Raw genomic sequence first — 17,121 nt, 5'->3', positions numbered from 1 at the left:
ATTGGGAAAGGATTTCTGAGATGGGATTACTGACAAAAGAATTCGAACGCGTGCCCTGCACGATCGAGATAAGCCACTGCTTCGAGAGCCTGCATGCGCATGTGCGTTTCAACGATGGCTCAACGGTCTACCCCGGCGACGAGGTCAAGGTGCATGGGCCAGAGCTTATGGCGCCCTTTGGCGAGGTCGTCTCGGAAGATCGCGAAGCCACGATCATTCGCGCGTCAAGACTGGAGCGGCTTTGGACACGACTGACCGGTGACTTCGAGGTCATGGAATTGTGCGAGTTTTCATTTTCTGAGGAGGTGACGCTATGAACGTCCAGAACCAAGGCGCCTATGACGGCAAGCACACGGCGGACGCGACAACAGTCGAAGAAGGCCTCGCCATTCAGGAAGAGCAGGCGAAGTACGACGACGACTTTGCCACGGAAACAGCGATGATGAACACGCTGCTTACGCCGCGTTTTTATACCACTGATTTTGACGAGCTGGATGCGCTGGATGTCTCCAGCGTGCGTGAAGACTGGGACAAGCTTATCGCGCAAATGGAAAGTGATCCCAATAAGGGCCACTTCAAGAAAAACGAGCTTTGGGACCATGTTGATTGGGACGGCATGGAGCCAGGGCTCAAGAAGGAGTTCATCGACTTCCTGATCTCATCTTGCACGGCGGAATTCTCCGGCTGTGTGCTCTACAAGGAGATGAAGCGGCGCGGGAACAATCCCGATGTCGTGCAGCTTTTCCAGCTGATGGCGCGCGATGAGGCGCGGCATGCGGGCTTTATCAATGATGCGCTGCGCGAGGCGGGGCTTCGGGTCAATCTTGGCTTCCTGACGCAGGCCAAGAAATACACCTACTTCCGGCCCAAGTTCATCTATTACGCCACATATCTGTCCGAGAAGATCGGCTATGCGCGCTATATCACGATCTTCCGCCATCTCGAGGCGAACCCCGAGCACCGTTTCCATCCGATTTTCAAATGGTTCGAGGAATGGTGCAACGACGAGTTCAGCCATGGTGAAGCCTTCGCGCTCTTGATGAAGACCGATCCGAAGTTGACGCAAGGCAAGAACGTCCTGTGGATCAAGTTCTTCCTCACGGCGGTCTATGCCACGATGTATGTCCGCGACCACCAGCGTCCGGCGTTTCACAAGGCGCTGGGTGTGGATCCCGATTGGTATGCCTATGAGGTCTTTACCAAGACATCGAAGCTTTCGGAGCAGATTTTCCCGATCACGTTGGATATCGATCATCCGGCCTGGCAAAAAAATCTGGAGCTTTTGCAGGCGGCCAATGTCCAGATTGCTCAAGCCAAAGCTCAGGGCGGAATTGGCGGCAAGCTGCGCCAGCTGGTTGGATCTGCAAAAGCGGGACGGGCCTTTGTCTCGCTATATCTGATCCCTGCCAAGAAGCATCAGGTGCCTGCGAGCACGCGGCTGGAGCCGGCCTATTGATCTGCTTGAACGCCATTTATTGCGCCGCCTGCGGCGTCGCCGTGGGCGGGGGGCCAGCCCCCCGCACCCCCCGGAGTTTAGGGGCAAGATGAAGAGGACCGTTTTACTGTGAGCTTGATGTCGCCTTGGATCGCAGGCCTTGTGGCCTTGTTCGTCTGGTGGTTTTCCACCGGCGCGATTCTTATGGCGGTACGCTGGGCAGACAAGCGCGGCGCGGCTGCGCGGCTTGGCTTGACGGTTGTGACCCTGCCGCTCTTTGGGACCGGGATTTACGGCGTTTTGACAAGTCTCGACCAACTCAATGCGGGCGCGGCCTATCACGGGTTCCTGGCTGCTTTGGCGCTTTGGGCCTGGATCGAACTTGCATTTCTCACCGGCGCGATCACGGGCCCCAACACGCGGGCACTTCCCGAAGGGGTACCTGAATGGGAGCGGTTTATCCGCGCGTGGGGGACGGTTGCCTATCATGAGATATTGCTGACCGCGACGCTGCTGACGCTGGTCTTTGTCAGCTTCGGAGCTGTGAACTCCATCGCGCTCTGGACCTTCTCCGTCCTCTATTTCGCGCGGATCTCAGCGAAACTGAACCTCTATCTCGGGGTGCCCAAGATCAATGTCGAGTTCATCCCATCGGCTCTTGCGCATCTGCAGAGCCATTTTCGGACAGCGCCGCTCAACTGGCTCTTTCCCTTCTCCATCACCGCCTTGACCTTTGCGACAGCATGCTGGGTCGAGCGGCTCTATTCCGCCTCGGAGGTTTTGTCCTCGGGCGGTGTTGTGGGCTTTGCCTTGCTCACAGCGATCACCGCTTTGGCGACCCTTGAGCATTGGTTCATGGTCCTGCCTTTGCCTGACGAAAAACTATGGCGCTGGATGCTGCCTGACCAACCCGCCAGCACAGCACCAGCCCCCAAAAAGACAACAAGATTGATAGGAAGCGAGGACGCCCATGGACTTTGACGCCCTTTTTGCCACTCAGCTCAACGCGCTGAAAGATGAAGGCAATTACCGTATTTTTGCCGAACTTGAACGTGTCAGTGGCGCGTTTCCAACGGCCAAGTGCCATGATGATCACGCGCCCGACAATGTGACGGTCTGGTGTTCGAATGACTATCTCGGGATGGGCCAGAACCCGATCGTGACCGAGCGCATGAAAACAGCCATCGACAGCTATGGCGCCGGCGCGGGTGGGACGCGGAATATCTCCGGGACGAACCACGCGCATCTCTGCCTTGAAGGCGAGCTTGCCGATCTGCATGGCAAGGAAGCCGCGTTGCTCTTCACCTCGGGCTATGTCTCCAACTGGGCCGCGCTCTCCACGCTTGGCGCGCGCTTGCCCGATGCGATCATCCTGTCGGATGCGCTGAACCATGCGTCCATGATCGAAGGCATGCGCCATGCGCGGTGCAAGAAGGTCATCTGGAAGCACAATGATCCCGAAGATCTTGATCGGCAGCTGTCCATGTTGCCTGCGAATGCGCCCAAGATCGTGGCCTTTGAGAGCGTCTATTCGATGGATGGGGATATTGCGCCGATCAAAGAGATCGTCGAGGTCGCCGAGAAGCACGGCGCCATGACCTATCTCGACGAAGTCCATGCCGTTGGCATGTATGGCCCGCGTGGCGGCGGTGTTGCGGAAGAGTTGGGCCTGATGGATCGCATCACGCTGATCGAAGGTACGCTGGGCAAGGCCTTTGGCGTTATGGGCGGCTACATCACGGGCTCTGCGGCCATGTGTGACTTCATCCGTTCTTTTGCCAGCGGGTTCATTTTCACAACAGCGCTTCCTCCGGCGGTCGCGGCGGCGGCGCAGGCCTCCATCGCGCATCTCAAGCAATCCAGCGTTGAGCGCGAAGGCCAGCGGCAACAGGTGGCGCAGCTGCGCGCCAAGCTCGATGCGGCAGGCATTCCGCATATTGACAACCCGAGCCATATCATCCCGGTGATGATCAAGGATCCGGTGAAATGCCGGATGCTCTCGGATTACCTGATGACGGAATGGGGCATCTACGTGCAGCCGATCAACTACCCGACCGTGCCCAAAGGGACGGAGCGTTTGCGCTTCACTCCGTCACCGCTGCACAGCGATGCGGATATCGATCACCTCGTGGCCGCGCTGTCCCATCTGTGGAAGCAATGCGCAATTGCGCATGCGGTGGCCTAGAGGGTCGTTTGCCCCCACCGCCGCGGCCGCGTCGTTGAAGAATTATAAGAGAAGCGCCCTCCCCGAAAGGCATTTGGGGGAGGGCGCTTTTTTGTGCGTTACGGTGGTTTTGCGGGACGAAGCGGACTTTCGTTAAACAGGCTCAAAAATCCGCTATTGGTCAGTCAACCAGCAAACGGTTTTTCGACCTCATAGTTCGATCTCAAAGAGTGTGTCCGTGCGCTTTCGTTGGTCTGGATTGGCGTCATGCACCGAGCTGACGCATGCTTCTGACCCGTGGATCCGGTGTCCGGGTGCCGGGCAGAATGCTCAAAAGATGCGACTCAACTTAGGAATGGCTTCAGGCTTTCGCTTCGGCCACACTAACGGCGCTCTTGAATCTGTTTGTTGGAAGGACCTTTGTACAATGATGACTTTTATCCGCGCCAGCATCGTCGCGCTCTTGCTTGCCGCGCCCGCCTTAGCTCAAGACATGGAAGGTGCCAAAGACCATCCAATGGTAACGCGCTTTCCGGGGACCGACCTGACATGGCAGACAGTGGAAACCTTCCGACCGTATCGCATCCCAACCGGTCCGGTCACCGGCTATCGCACAATCGACGAGTGGATCGACACAGAAGGGCGGGTCACGCGCAGTTTCTATCGGTATTTGGGCGCTGATCGGGACTTCACCGAAGTCTACCTCAATTTCCGGCAAGCCTTCGAGGCGGCGGGGTTTGAAATCCTCGCGGAGGGCAGTTCGGATGATCGGAGCGGGCGAGACGTCGCCAGTCGGCAATGGCTTGATGTGTACCTTAGAGAGAACCCTTTTACCGCCCCGGGCGAGGCGTCAACCATGGCGGCGGGCACGTCGTCTTCTGGCGGACAGGGCAGCTTCGTGGCGACCGTGGACCGCGCGGTCGGGAGAGCCTACGTCGTCACAACCGTCGAGCAGCATGCCGAAGACTTCATCGGCGTCCTGATCGACATTGTCGAACTCTCAACCGCCGAGATCGGGCTTGTCTCGGTCGATGCCGAAGCCATCGGGCGCGACCTTGCCGAAAAGGGCCGCGTTGTGCTTGATGGGATCGAGTTCGACTTTGACAGTGCAACCCTGCTCGACAGTTCAGCCGAGGCCCTTATGGCCGTCGCAACACATATGCAAGCCAATCCAGACCAGCGCTTTTTCGTGGTTGGCCATACCGACGGTGTCGGCAGCTTCGACTATAATCGTGATCTGTCCGAGGCCAGAGCGGCTGCCGTCGTCGAGTATCTAGAAAGGCGTCATGGTATTTCCCGTGACCGGCTCGCAGCCCACGGCGTCGGTCCGCTTTCGCCGGTTTTCTCAAACGTCAGCGATGCGGGACAATCCCGAAATCGTCGGGTTGAACTTGTTGAGCGATTGCCCTGAGTAAGATGGCGGGGCGCGATATGACGCCCTCGCCTGTCAGTGTTCGTCTGTCCCAAGGTAAGATCACTCACAGCAGCGAGCGACTGAAAGCAGACATCTGCGCGGCGCGCAGCATTTGGTCACGCTGGGCTAGAAACCGTCATTCAGCCTAATGAGCGACGCAAATTGGCACCTGCAGCGTTTCATGCGCAGCACTGCTGAGGGTCAAATGCTAGGGACGCAATCCGCCTCTAGCGATCAAAGCACGTAGCGGCTCACGTCGGTGGAGCGGGTCAACTCACCCAGATGTTGCTCCACGAAGGCCGCGTTGACCTCGACCTCCTCGCCGCCGCGGTCAGGCGCGTGGAAGGAGAGCTCCTCGAACACGCGCTCCATGACCGTATAGAGCCGCCGCGCGCCGATATTCTCAACGCTCTCGTTCACGTCTGCGGCAATCTTGGCGAGCGCAGCAATGCCATCTTCCGTGAAGGTCACGGTGACATCCTCGGTGCCCATCAGCGCGGTATATTGGCGTGTCAGCGCGTTGTCCGTCTCTGTCAGGATGCGCACGAAATCCTCTTCGGTCAGAGCCCGCAGGTTGACCCGGATCGGCAGACGGCCTTGCAGTTCAGGCAGCAAATCCGAGGGTTTGGCGATGTGGAAGGCGCCGGAGGCGATGAAAAGGATGTGGTCTGTCTTCACGGGGCCATGTTTCGTCGACACCGTTGTGCCTTCGATCAGCGGCAGCAGGTCGCGTTGTACGCCTTCGCGGGAAACCTCGCCGCCGCGCGCGTCCTGCCGTGTGGCGACCTTGTCGATCTCATCAAGGAAGACGATGCCGTTTTGCTCGACGCTTTCGAGGGCGGTCTTGGTCACGGTCTCGTCGTCCAGAAGCTTGTCAGCCTCCTCGCCAATCAGCACATCGTAGCTGTCAGCCACGCGCATCTTGCGGCGCTGGGTCCGTCCGCCCATGGCCTTGCCGAAGAGATCACCAAGGTTCATGCCGCCCATGTTCATCCCCGGCTGGCCCGGAATCTCGAACATGGACATGGGGTTGGATGTGTCGGCAACTTCGATCTCGATCAGTTGATCATCGAGTAGGCCGTCGCGCAGTTTCTTGCGGAACATCTCGCGGGTCTGTTCGCGGGCATCGGTCCCGGCGATGGCTTCGATGACGCGTTCTTCGGCAGCCTCATGGGCGCGCGCCTTGACGTCTTCGCGCATGAAGTCGCGGGTCTGGGAAATGGCGGCGTCCACGAGATCGCGAATGATCTGTTCCACGTCGCGGCCCACATAGCCCACTTCGGTAAACTTGGTGGCTTCGACCTTGAGGAAAGGCGCGCGGGCAAGCTTGGCAAGCCTGCGGGAGATTTCCGTCTTGCCGACACCAGTGGGCCCGATCATCAGGATGTTTTTTGGATACACCTCGTCGCGCAGGTCATCGGCGAGTTGCTTGCGGCGCCAGCGATTGCGCAAAGCTACGGCCACGGCGCGTTTGGCATCAGCCTGACCAATGATGAAGCGGTCAAGCTCGGAGACAATCTCACGGGGGGTCAGGTCGGTCATGCGGAAATCTCCTCAACCGTCAGGTTGCCGTTGGTGTAGACGCAAATGTCAGATGCGATGGCCATGGCCTTGCGCGCGATGGCTTCGGCATCGAGATCGGCTTCCATCAGCCCGCGTGCCGCGGCGAGCGCGTAGTTGCCGCCGGACCCGATGGCCGTCACATCATGTTCGGGCTCCAGCACGTCGCCCGCGCCGGTGATGACGAACATCTGCGCGCCGTCGGTCACGATCAGCATGGCTTCCAGTTTCTGGAGGTATTTGTCCGTGCGCCAATCCTTGGCGAGCTCGACAGAGGCGCGGGCCAGCTGGCCGGGTGTGGCCTCCAGCTTGGCTTCCAACCGCTCCAGCAGCGTGAAGGCATCGGCCGTCGATCCGGCAAAGCCACAGACCACGTCATGCCCGCCAGGCGAGAGCCGGCGCACCTTGCGTGCGGTGCCCTTGATAACGGTCTGGCCAAGAGAGACCTGGCCGTCGCCTGCGATCACAACACGGCCCCCTTTTTTGACGCCGATGATCGTTGTGCCGTGCCAGCCGGGAAATTCTTGTGCCATGGAGGGCTCCTTCTCGCGTTTCGACTATATGGAAGGCGGGCGCGATCTGTGCAAGGGGCGGGGCTTAGCCCAGCTGATCGCGCACCACCCGCTCAAAGAGATGCGCGCCAATGGGAATGAGATCATCGGGGAAGTCATAATCGGGGTGATGCACAACCGTGCAGTCTTCGCCCGCGCCGAGAAACAGCATGGCGCCGGGCGCGATTTTGGTGAAGGCGCTGAAGTCTTCCGAGGGTGTGATCACGCCGCCGTCCTCGCCATGGGGGATCGCAAGCGTATCCATGGCAATGCGCAGGATGTCGACGGCTTCCGGCGCGTTTTCCGTGTGTTCAAAGACGTCGTGATAGTTGATCTCGATAGTAAGGCCATCGGCTGTCGCTGCGGCATGCGCCATCTGCTCGGCATCGGCGACGAGCGCGGCCATGGTTTCGTCGCGCCCCGTGCGCAACGTGGCGAAGAGCGTACCATTGCCGGGTGTAATGCCGAACGTGGGCGCGCCCATATTGGCATGGGTGATGGTGACCATGGCATAGTCGTCCGCGCGGGGTCCCGCGAGGCTGGGCAGGTCCTGCATCAGCTTCGCCAAGGCCAGCCGAGGGCTGAGGGCTTCCTCGGGTTCTGCCGCGTGGGAGGAATGCCCGGCGAGCACGATTTCCATGCCGCGTGAGGCGGCGCTGACAGCCCCAGTTGTCAAGCCAACCTGGCCCAAGGGCATGCCGGGGGAATTGTGCAGCGAGAAAGACAGATCAGGTTTGAGCGGCGCAAATCGTGGGTCCGCGACAACCGCTGGCCCACCCACGCCTGTTTCCTCTGCCGGCTGGAACATCAACACGACACGGCCGCGCGCGGGCGCCTTGCGGTGAAGCAGGCGCGCCAAACCCAGCATGATGGTCATATGCCCGTCATGACCACACAGATGGGCCTTGCCGGGTGTTTGGCTCTCGTGGGCGCGCGGGGTCTCCTGAATGGGCAGCGCATCAAGCTCACACCGAAAGAGAAGCGTTGGACCGTCTTGCGCGCCCTCATAAACCGCAGCAACGCCGTGGCCCCCGAGATCTGTGACGATCTTGTCAGGCGCGAATGGCGTCAGGTAAGCCACGATCGCGCGCGCTGTCTCCCGTTCCTCGCCGGAAATTTCCGGCGCCCGGTGCAACGCGTGCCTTATCTCGCGGAGCTCCATGACATCTGTATTGCTCAACATGACAAGTCCCCTGCATCCTTCATCTGAAAAACAAAAGGCCGCCCGGAAGAGCGGCCTTTCGCATAACCTTGATCGTCAGATTAAGCGATCGACTCGTCAATCCAGCTCTGGAGCGCAGCCTTGGGTGCCGCGCCGGAGCGGTTCGAAATCACTTCACCGTTCTTGAAGATGAACAGCGCAGGAATGCCCCGGATGCCCATGGCAGCGGCGGAATTGGGATTGCTGTCGACATCGACCTTGGCGATTTTGACCTTGCCGTCATACTCGGCGGAAAGCTCTTCCAGAGCCGGGCCAATCTGTTTGCACGGGCCACACCACTCGGCCCAGAAGTCCACCACAACGGGGACATCTGAATTCTTTACTACTTCGTCGAAAGTCGCGTCTGTGACGGCAACTGTAGCCATGGTCTCTCTCCTCGAGTCGCGGGCTTAGCTTGGGGGCGGAACCTAAGAAGCCAAGGGGCCAGCGTCAAGGCTATGTCGTGCGCATCAGCGCCTGCGTCACAAGATCGTGGGGTAACTCCATAAGACTTGCGGTGCGCGTCCACAAAAGTGCGGTTCGTATCTGCCTGTCGGGATATATTTCCGCCAACATATGCGCGTAAGCCCCCATCTGCCGCAGCAGACCCTCGGGGGTCTGTTCGACATCTGCGGGCACGGTGGCATTGGTTTTGAAATCCACCGCGATGACGTCTTTCTCGGAAATGACAAGCCGATCGATGATACCATGCAGGCGCCGCCCCAGCTCAGGGACATCGGCGGAAAGCGATACCTCTCCCAACGTGCCAGGGGCAAAAAGATGGGCCAGCGCCGGGTCTGAGAAAACGCGCTGCGCCTCGTGTTTGGCGACCTCGGGAATAGCATCCATTGATGGGATAGCGCGACCCTCGGCAAGACGCTCAAGCCATTGATGCACAGCAGTGCCGTGCGCCAGCGCGGCCTCCTCATCCATGCCGTCCTGTCCCGCCAGGGCTTTCGCTCCGCCAAGGTTGGAGGGTGACAACACAGGCAGCGGCACGTTTGGCTCCGGGGCGGTCTGCGTGATCCAGTCGGGCGGGGCAAGGGGCGTTCTGTCCACGGCAGAGGCGGCCTCTACGGCGGCTTCGGGCCAGGCACCATTGGTCAATCTCAAGCCCCCACCCAAGCCCTCAAATCCATGCTCCGCAGCGCCCTGCATATCCATGGCGCGGGCCACAGTCGTGTGCCAGGGTTCGGGCTCGCCTTCGAGTTTACCGGCTGCCGCCACGATCAGCCAATTCTCCGCGCGGGTCATGGCAACGTAGAGCAGCCTGTCGCGCTCCTCTGCCTGCCGCTGTTTGACAGCGTCAATCCATGGCGTCATGGGCTGGGGCATGGCATCGGCGTTGGTTTTCCAGACAGCTGTTCCGGGTTCGGTGAGGATGTCGTCCTTGACGCTGTTCTGACGCGCGCCGCAATCGGGCAGAATGACGATTGGCGCTTCGAGACCCTTCGCGCCGTGTACGGTCATCACGCGGATCTGGTTTGAGGCGGCATCGGGCTGGCGTTTTATTTCCAGATCGTCCGTTTCCAACCAGATCAGAAAACCCGTCAGGCTCGGTGTCTCGCTGCTTTCATAGGCAATGGATTGCTCCAGAAGCGCATTGATGCCGTCTTCCGCCTCCGGCCCGAGGCGCGCCAGCAGGCGCGAGCGTCCCTTGTGGCGAATGAGAATGCGTTCGATCAGATCATAGGGGCGCAGAAAATCCGCGGCATCGCGCAGGTCTTGCAGCATGGCCCACGTCTCGGCATGGGTCTCCTTGCGCGCTTCAAGAACGCGCCAGAGGAATTGCTTGTCGCGCCCATGGGCGAGAGTGAACAGGTCTTGCTCGCTCCAGCCAAACAGAGGCGATTTGAGGGCTGTGGCAAGCGAGAGATCATCCTCAGGCAGGGCCAGCCAGGACAAAAGCGCCGCCAGATCGCGCACTGCCAGCTCGGCACCGACCTTCAGGCGATCCGCGCCCGCAATGGGAAGCTCAGCGTTCTTGCAAGCCCGGATGATCTCTTCGAAGAGGCCGGAGCGTCGCTGCACAAGGATCAGCACATCGCGCGGCTCGATCCGGCGTCCGCGCCATTGTTTTGCGTCTTCATCGAACACGGGCAGCACATGGTTGCCGCTCAGCATCTCGCCGATCTGGTGGGCGACATGCTGGGCCAGACGAACCGTCTCATGGGTATCATCGACCCGGTCGACCGTGTCCGTCCAGACGCGCTCCGCAGGCTTCTCGGTTGGAGCGACCACGGGCCAAAGATCGACTCGGCCCGGCATCTCGGCCTTGAAGGCGCGGTGCCGCGCACCTTTTGGAAAGCCCGACGCCTCCCGGTTCTCGAACGTACAATCCACAAGCGACAGGATCGCCTCCGCAGACCGGAAGGAATATTCGAGCACAGCATCCTGAAAGACCGCTTCGATGGATCGCAACTTGTCCCGAAACCGCTCCCGCATCCTGTCAAACCCGGTCGGATCCGCGCCCTGAAAGGAATAGATCGATTGCTTTTTGTCTCCGACGACAAAGATCGTCCGGTTCACATCATCGCGCGCGCCGAGCCCGGAGGTGAACTCCTGTGCCAGCCGATCAATCACGTCCCATTGCACCGGGCTGGTGTCCTGCGCCTCATCGACGAGGATATGGTCGATGCCACCATCAAGCCGAAAAAGCACCCAAGGCGCGACCTCGTCGTTGGACAGCAAGTCCCGCGTCTTGAGTATCAGATCGTCAAAATCGAGCCAGCCCCGCAAGGTTTTGGCCTCGGCAAAGCGCGGCAGAAAAGCCTGCGCGAAGGCATGCAAATCGCGGGTGCGTTCCAGGGCGGCCAGTCGTCGGGGTCGATCAAAAGCATCGGACAACCTGTCGATCAAGGCGCGCAGCGCAAGCTTTTCGCCGCCCATTGCCTCCCAGGTTTTCTTTGTGGGCTTCTTTTGGTTGGGCGTGCCCGCCTTGGTCAGAAGCTCCTTCGCGAGATGTGCCGCGCAAGAGGCGTCATCGGGCGCCTTCAAGGCGACGCGCAAAGACTGCGCCATGGTGACCATGGTTGCGGATTGTTGCTCCGCCTCCTCTGCCAAGCGTCCGATTAACGCACGGTCGCTGGGACCCAAGGCGTCCTGCCAAACCCACGTATCACTTGCGCCCTCGGGCACGCCAAAGGCCTCGTAGAGCGCGGCTTCAGACAAAGGCTCCTCAAAATGCTCGCGCGCGCGGGATACGGCGGATGTGATCGTGTCAAAGTCCGCATCCGAGAGATGCTGTGCCAAACGGTGCACGAGATCCACTTCCGGGCCATCGGCCATGTCTTGCAGGATACGCGCGCGCAGAAGCTGGCCGGACCGGTCCTCCATTTCCTGAAACTGCGGAGACACGCCGGCTTCCAGAGGAAAGCGGCGGAGGATCGAGGAGCAAAAGGCGTGGATCGTCTGGATCTTCAGCCCGCCCGGTGTCTCGATGGCGCGGGCAAAGAGGCTGCGGGCATTGGCCAGCGTGTCGGCATCTATCGTAGAGGTCAGCCCCAGTTCCCCCAGAGCGGACCGCAAGGATACATCTTCGAGCATGGCCCATTCACCAAGACGCTGGAACAACCTGTTCTGCATCTCGGAGGCTGCCGCCTTGGTATAGGTCAGACAGAGAATATGCTCCGGCGGCACACCATCGAGCAACAACCGCGCAACACGGTCTGTAAGTACGCGCGTCTTGCCCGAACCTGCATTGGCCGCGAGCCAGGTCGAGGCATCGGGCCGGGCCGCGCGCACCTGTGCGCTGGTGGCTTCGTCGCGGCCGGTCATGTCAGATCTTCCGGTGTGACGTTGCGGGTCGTGTCCCATTCGCCAAAGCGGGCCAGATGGTCGTACGTGCCGGGATCATTGTCGCGCTGCATCGCGCGCCGCGAGGTAAAGCCAAACCCCGGCGATTGCATTGCTTCGATCAAATCCATGAGTTCGGCCCAAGTCTGCGCGGGCCCGCCATCACCAAAAGGCGCGGAAACAATCTTCGGTGACAGGCCCAGCCCAAGATACTCTGCTTTGGCGACAGGCGTTGCAGGCAGCTTTTCAAACGCTCCGGCTTCCGCCATCGCCGCCATCAGCTGCAGCTGTTTGTCAAAACGCCTCTGTTCGGCGTGCGTCGGCACATGCCCGGTTTTGTAGTCGTAGAGCGCGATGCGCCCATCGCTTTGAAGGTCAATTCGGTCGGCTTTGGCCGTGAGCGTGAAATCGAGATGCGGGATCGTGGAGCGTCCTGCGGGCTCGAATTCAACGGGGTGTCCTTCGCTCTGCCGAAGCCGTTCATCGGCGATGAATTGCTCCGAGATCCGCTTCAGACGCGCTTGCCAGAGAACGCGCATTTCCGGCCACGGAACATCTTCCGCGAGCGTCGCCGCGGTGGTCCGCAGGAAAGCCTCTTGGCTGATCTCCCCATCCTCAATGAACGCCTCCAGCGCCCGGTGAACGGTGATCCCGCGCATCGCCGCATCTGCCGTTTTGGCGAGCGGCTCCAGCGGGCGCAAACCAAGCGTCTGGCGGGCGTAAATCGCGTAAGGATCGCGCACCAACGTCTTGATCTGCGTGACACTGAGCTTTTTGGGGCGAGCGTCGAGCGGTGGGCGCGGCGAGGGGCGATAGGCAGGCGCAATGCGCGCCACCGCTTCAAATTGCTGGCCCAAAGCCATCCAGTATGCGCCACGCCGCCGCGCGGCTTTGAGAGCGGGCGCGCCTGTTTCCGGCAGTCCGCCCAACAGATTGGTCAGACGGTTGAGCCAGCGTGACGGCACGGTTTCTGCACCATCGCTGCGCAAGGCCCGGGTGAGCCAGACGGTCTTGGCGCCCAGTGCTTGCTGGAAATCATGGGCCGACAGGCCGATGCGGCGTTCCGGCAAAAGCAGCCCCGCCTCCTTGCGCATGGCGCGGTTGAGCCAAGGATCAGGCGCGGGGGCCTCCGGCCAACTGCCTTCGTTCAACCCGCCCAAAATAAGAAGCTCGGCATCCATGACCCGCGCTTCCAAGGTGCCCCAAATGCGGATGTGGGGATGGCCGGCATCTCTGTCGCGCTGCTGCTCACGAGAGAGAATGGCCTGAAAGAGCGCGAGATACTCCTGCGCAGTTACGTCCGGGCCTTTTGGAGCCGCCTCGGCAAAGCCATCCATGGCGCGGCGCGCGGCCATGCCGGGCAATTGCTCCCAGAGCCCGCCCGTGCCTTCAGCCGCGATCCCGGCCGCCAGGCGCTCCGCTGCGCCGCGATGTCCCAACAGCTGCTGGGCGAGGGGACGTGCGCCGTCTTCAGGTGCATCGGCGAAGAGACAGGCGACCAGCCACTCCCCCCAATCCGGCGCGCCGATGGCTTGGGAAAATTCAAGAATCATCCGCGCATCTGGGAAGGGCGGCCCTTCGGCGCGCAGGTGCAGCTCCAGATCGCGGGTATGACGCAAATGCTCATTGCGCCCGGCAACACTATGACACAGCGGATGTTTCAAAACGATGAGCAGCTTTTCGGCGGTGATCCTGTCGCTACGCAAATCAGCGACATGGCGCAGGAAACGCCCCGGCGCTGTGAGGTGCAGCGGTATCCCAGCAGAGTCGTCGGGCAGGATACCCCATTGATCCAGCATCGCCGTTACAAGCCGCGTGAGCGTCCGATCAGGGGAGATCAGCGCCGTAGATGTGCCCTCGTCTGCGGCTTTGCGTAGGCGCAATGCAATGGCCAGAGCTTCGTCGCGCAATGTCTGGGCTTCGACAAGTGTAACGTCCTCGAGCGCTTGATCCAAAGCTTGCAGATGCGGCCCTTCCTTGAGCCACGCGTGCGTGACGGGGGCCGGCCTGAGCGCAAGGGACGCGAGCGCATTGCGGGCAGGGCTCGGTGCCGCGGTGTGGGTCCAGGTTGGCAAGTCGGTCACCTCAAGACCCAAATCCCGGGAAAGCGCGAGGATGCGATGCTGCGGGTGATCCTCCTGTATTTTGGAGGACGCCAGCGCTCGCCATCCATGTCTTGGCATTTCCGTATCGACACCCGGCAGAATGACAGCGCCTTGCGGAAGCCTGGCCACAGCTTGCATCAACCTGTGGGCCGGGCTGCGGGACCCGGTGGAGCCTGCGATGATAATGGGATGCTGCGGCGGCGAGGTTTCCCAATCGCGCAGGAGCGTGTCGATCGTATCGCGGGCCGTGGGTCCGGTGCTGTTTTGCTCGGCGTATTGCAAGACGATTTGCAAGAAGCTCAAGGCGCGATCCCAATGTTTGGATTGCTCAGAGACAGTCAGATTGCTGAGCGCTTCAAGTGAGACGCCCTCTTCCTCCATTTCCGCCATGAGCCCTGCAACGGAATCGGCGAGATCAAAAGCCGAAGAGGAGGGCGCAAAATCCCTTTGGGCCTCGAGGAACGGGCGCACCAGCGCCACCAATCCGAGACGATGCGCGAGAGCCGAGGGCTGTTCTTGCGCGGAAGCTTCCTCGGGAACGAGTGATGTGATCAACCGGATTTTGGGCAAGAAGCTTGCGGGGCTTGCGTCAAAAGCCGCCGTGATCCGTCGCTGCATCCGCAACGTGTTCACAATCAGCTCCACACGGGCCATGTCTTCCGGTTGGCTCAGGCGCATGCGATCTTGCAGCCCGCGCACGACCTCGGCGCCGAAATCGACGCCGCAGGGCAGGGCAAATAAACGTGGTATCTCGGTTGGCTCAAACATGGCGCAGCATATCCTCTGCCAGCTGGATGCTCTCGGGTTGTCCAACATCACACCACGCCCCGCCATAGACGATACCGTGCAGACGCCCTTTGGCTGCCATCTCGGTCCAGAGCAGATTGAGCGAAAAGGAGGTCTCGGAGATGGCGGAGAGACCTTTGGGGTCGATGATCTGAACGCCCGTGTAGATCAGTGACCCGCCGCGCGTGAGTTGCCCATCGGGCGACAGGCTGAAATCCCCGTCGCCGCCATGACCAATGGCGCGAGCAGCAGGAACGCAGAGCAAGAGCGCGTCCATCTGCGCAGGCTCCCATGCGGCGCGCAATTGGGCCATGGCCGCTGCATCAGACCAGATCGCATCGGTGTTGCACGTGAAGACAGCACCCTCTCCTAGGAGGGGCAAGGCCTGTCTCAAACCGCCGCCGGTTTCCAGAATGTCCGGCGTCTCGTGAGACAGAAGGATGTCGCGGCCTGCCAGATGCGCTTCAATCTGCTCATGGCGGTAATGCGTGTTCACGACGCGCCGCTTGAGCGGGATCGCTTCGCCCAGGGCAAGTGCGTGATCCAGAAGGGTTTGCCCTGCAACGCGGATCAATGGTTTGGGGCAGGTATCCGTCAAGGGGCGCATACGCGTGCCAAACCCCGCAGCAAAGAAAAGCGCGGCCTCGGGCATCAGCGATCCTCCGGTGTGGGCAGGCAGGCAAAGGCCGCTTTGAGATCAATCAATGCCGGAGTTGAGAGGGCGTCTTGCACATGGCCCCAAACGCGCGGCAGTAGGCTGAGGTAGTGTGGTTTGGCGCGCGCGCTGGCGAGCCTGCAAAACACACCCAGAATGCGCAGGTTCCGCTGCAACCCCATGACCGCATAGCCATGGCGCAGACGCGCCTCATCCAGACCTGTCTGATCTATGAAACGGGTGATCATCGCCTCTTCAACATCAGAGCTGACATCGCGCCGCGCGTCTTTGAGCAGGGAGACGAGATCATACGCGGGATGGGTTACGATTGCATCCTGAAAGTCGAGCAGCCCAATCCGCATGCGAGGGGTTTGACCGGGCAACCAGATCAGGTTTTCGGCATGAAAATCCCTAAGCGCCAAGGCCGGCGGCAGATCCATCGTTGCATTCAAGTGCTTTTCGAGAAGCGCCAGCGCCGCGCGTTGATCCTCGGCGTGCACATCCGGGGCATAATGCGCGAAGATGAGACTGGCCATCTCCGCGAGTTTGGCTGGCGACTTTGGCGTCAGGCGGTCGGGCCACGGGCAGGTATTGAGGCGCGCCAGCACGTCAATGACCGCAGCATAGAGCTCGTGTTCGCGGGCAGGATCGGCGGCAAGGACATTTGCGATCAGGGCATCACCGAAATCCTCCATCAGGATCAAGCCCTGACGGACATCCGTGTCGAAAATCTCGGGTGCATTGAAACCCGCGCTGCGCAGATGTGTCGCGATGGTGATGAACATTTGCGAACTGCCACAGCTCTGAGGCGGCGCATCCATCATTATGCGGCTCTGTGACCCTCGCTTGAGGCGCAGATATCGGCGCGATGATGCATCACCGGCCAGCGGAAGTTGCGCCGCATCCTGCCAACCGGATTGCTCCAGAAACACGGTGATGTCCTGGCCGCGGTTCATGACGTCACCGCGTCTCTCAAAGGCGCCCAGCGTGCGTCTTGCGACCGCAGCGTGACCTCGCGCGCCTCGACGGCTGCGCCATGTTTGAACTGTAAGATCAAGGCATCGGTCGGCCTTTCCGAGCCCAGACGGTCCGGCCATTCGACAAGGCAAATCGCCGTGTCAAAGGCTGCGAACAAGCCAAGCTCATCGATCTCATCCAGCGATGTCAGGCGGTAGAGGTCGCAATGCCAGATTTCGCCCAAGGGCGTTTCATAGGTTTGCACCAAAGTGAAGGTTGGCGAGGGAATGTCTCGGTCGGTTGCACCACATGCCCGGATGAAGGCGCGGGAGAAATGGCTTTTCCCGGCGCCGATCTCCCCTTCCAGCAAAAGGACCGTTGGCCCGTCGACAAGTGCCGCAACGCGGCGGGCGAAGGCTTCGGTCTCCTCAGGGGAATTTAAGTGAAAGGAGGTTGGCGCAGTGCTTGGCATGGGCCGACACTAGCCAAGCGCCGAGA

14 protein-coding genes are annotated in these 17,121 nt (G+C 60.7%); 5 read left to right on the top strand and 9 right to left on the bottom strand.

What is annotated here, in order from left to right; all coding sequences use genetic code 11:
• Window positions 1-20 precede the first annotated feature (20 nt).
• The 5 genes from ACP15S_RS12695 to ACP15S_RS12675 all read left to right on the top strand — a co-directional run bounded on the left by ACP15S_RS12695 (window position 21) and on the right by ACP15S_RS12675 (window position 5,010).
• Window positions 21-317, top strand: a complete 297-nt coding sequence (locus tag ACP15S_RS12695) for a hypothetical protein (RefSeq protein ID WP_425040008.1) — start codon at window positions 21-23, stop codon at window positions 315-317.
• Window positions 314-1,456, top strand: a complete 1,143-nt coding sequence (gene acsF / locus ACP15S_RS12690) for a magnesium-protoporphyrin IX monomethyl ester (oxidative) cyclase (protein ID WP_425040007.1) — start codon at window positions 314-316, stop codon at window positions 1,454-1,456. Before ACP15S_RS12695 ends, acsF begins: the two co-directional genes overlap by 4 nt.
• 117 nt (window positions 1,457-1,573) lie before the next feature.
• Entirely contained in the window at window positions 1,574-2,416 is an 843-nt protein-coding gene (puhE, locus tag ACP15S_RS12685; RefSeq protein ID WP_425040896.1) for a putative photosynthetic complex assembly protein PuhE, read from the top strand.
• Entirely contained in the window at window positions 2,406-3,620 is a 1,215-nt protein-coding gene (hemA, locus tag ACP15S_RS12680; protein ID WP_425040006.1) for a 5-aminolevulinate synthase, read from the top strand. Before puhE ends, hemA begins: the two co-directional genes overlap by 11 nt.
• Window positions 3,621-4,026: 406 nt before the next feature.
• Window positions 4,027-5,010: an OmpA family protein gene (locus ACP15S_RS12675; RefSeq protein ID WP_425040005.1), complete on the top strand. Its 984-nt coding sequence runs from the start codon at window positions 4,027-4,029 to the stop codon at window positions 5,008-5,010.
• 237 nt (window positions 5,011-5,247) lie between these two features.
• Here the strand turns inward: ACP15S_RS12675 and hslU are convergent, their stop codons facing one another.
• From hslU to tsaE, 9 genes are all read right to left on the bottom strand, one after another.
• A complete protein-coding gene (gene hslU, locus ACP15S_RS12670; RefSeq protein ID WP_425040004.1) occupies window positions 5,248-6,555 on the bottom strand; it encodes an ATP-dependent protease ATPase subunit HslU in 1,308 nt (435 codons plus the stop codon).
• On the bottom strand, window positions 6,552-7,106 hold the full coding sequence (gene hslV, locus ACP15S_RS12665) for an ATP-dependent protease subunit HslV (RefSeq protein ID WP_425040003.1): 555 nt from the start codon (window positions 7,104-7,106) through the stop codon (window positions 6,552-6,554). Before hslV ends, hslU begins: the two co-directional genes overlap by 4 nt.
• A gap of 64 nt (window positions 7,107-7,170) precedes the next feature.
• Complete coding sequence (locus tag ACP15S_RS12660) at window positions 7,171-8,307, bottom strand: amidohydrolase (RefSeq protein WP_425040002.1); 1,137 nt, start codon at window positions 8,305-8,307, stop codon at window positions 7,171-7,173.
• 80 nt (window positions 8,308-8,387) lie between these two features.
• Window positions 8,388-8,711 carry a thioredoxin gene (trxA, locus tag ACP15S_RS12655; RefSeq protein ID WP_425040001.1) on the bottom strand — a complete coding sequence of 108 codons (324 nt, stop codon included), beginning with the start codon at window positions 8,709-8,711 and terminating at the stop codon, window positions 8,388-8,390.
• Between the two features lie 70 nt (window positions 8,712-8,781).
• Window positions 8,782-12,102 carry a double-strand break repair helicase AddA gene (addA, locus tag ACP15S_RS12650; protein ID WP_425040000.1) on the bottom strand — a complete coding sequence of 1,107 codons (3,321 nt, stop codon included), beginning with the start codon at window positions 12,100-12,102 and terminating at the stop codon, window positions 8,782-8,784.
• A complete protein-coding gene (addB, locus tag ACP15S_RS12645; RefSeq protein WP_425039999.1) occupies window positions 12,099-14,993 on the bottom strand; it encodes a double-strand break repair protein AddB in 2,895 nt (964 codons plus the stop codon). The genes addA and addB overlap by 4 nt, the downstream gene beginning before the upstream one ends.
• Window positions 14,986-15,663, bottom strand: coding sequence for a nucleotidyltransferase family protein (locus ACP15S_RS12640; RefSeq protein ID WP_425039998.1), 678 nt, complete (start codon window positions 15,661-15,663; stop codon window positions 14,986-14,988). The genes addB and ACP15S_RS12640 overlap by 8 nt, the downstream gene beginning before the upstream one ends.
• Window positions 15,663-16,622, bottom strand: a complete 960-nt coding sequence (locus ACP15S_RS12635; RefSeq protein ID WP_425039997.1) for an aminoglycoside phosphotransferase family protein — start codon at window positions 16,620-16,622, stop codon at window positions 15,663-15,665. Before ACP15S_RS12635 ends, ACP15S_RS12640 begins: the two co-directional genes overlap by 1 nt.
• On the bottom strand, window positions 16,619-17,095 hold the full coding sequence (tsaE, locus tag ACP15S_RS12630; protein WP_425039996.1) for a tRNA (adenosine(37)-N6)-threonylcarbamoyltransferase complex ATPase subunit type 1 TsaE: 477 nt from the start codon (window positions 17,093-17,095) through the stop codon (window positions 16,619-16,621). Before tsaE ends, ACP15S_RS12635 begins: the two co-directional genes overlap by 4 nt.
• Window positions 17,096-17,121 lie beyond the last annotated feature (26 nt).

It is taken from the genome of Primorskyibacter sp. S187A (assembly GCF_049800955.1).
Taxonomy (GTDB): domain Bacteria; phylum Pseudomonadota; class Alphaproteobacteria; order Rhodobacterales; family Rhodobacteraceae; genus JAKVBH01.
The sequence above is the reverse complement of the archived record's forward strand: the minus strand, read 5'-3'. Positions and strand labels throughout refer to the sequence as shown.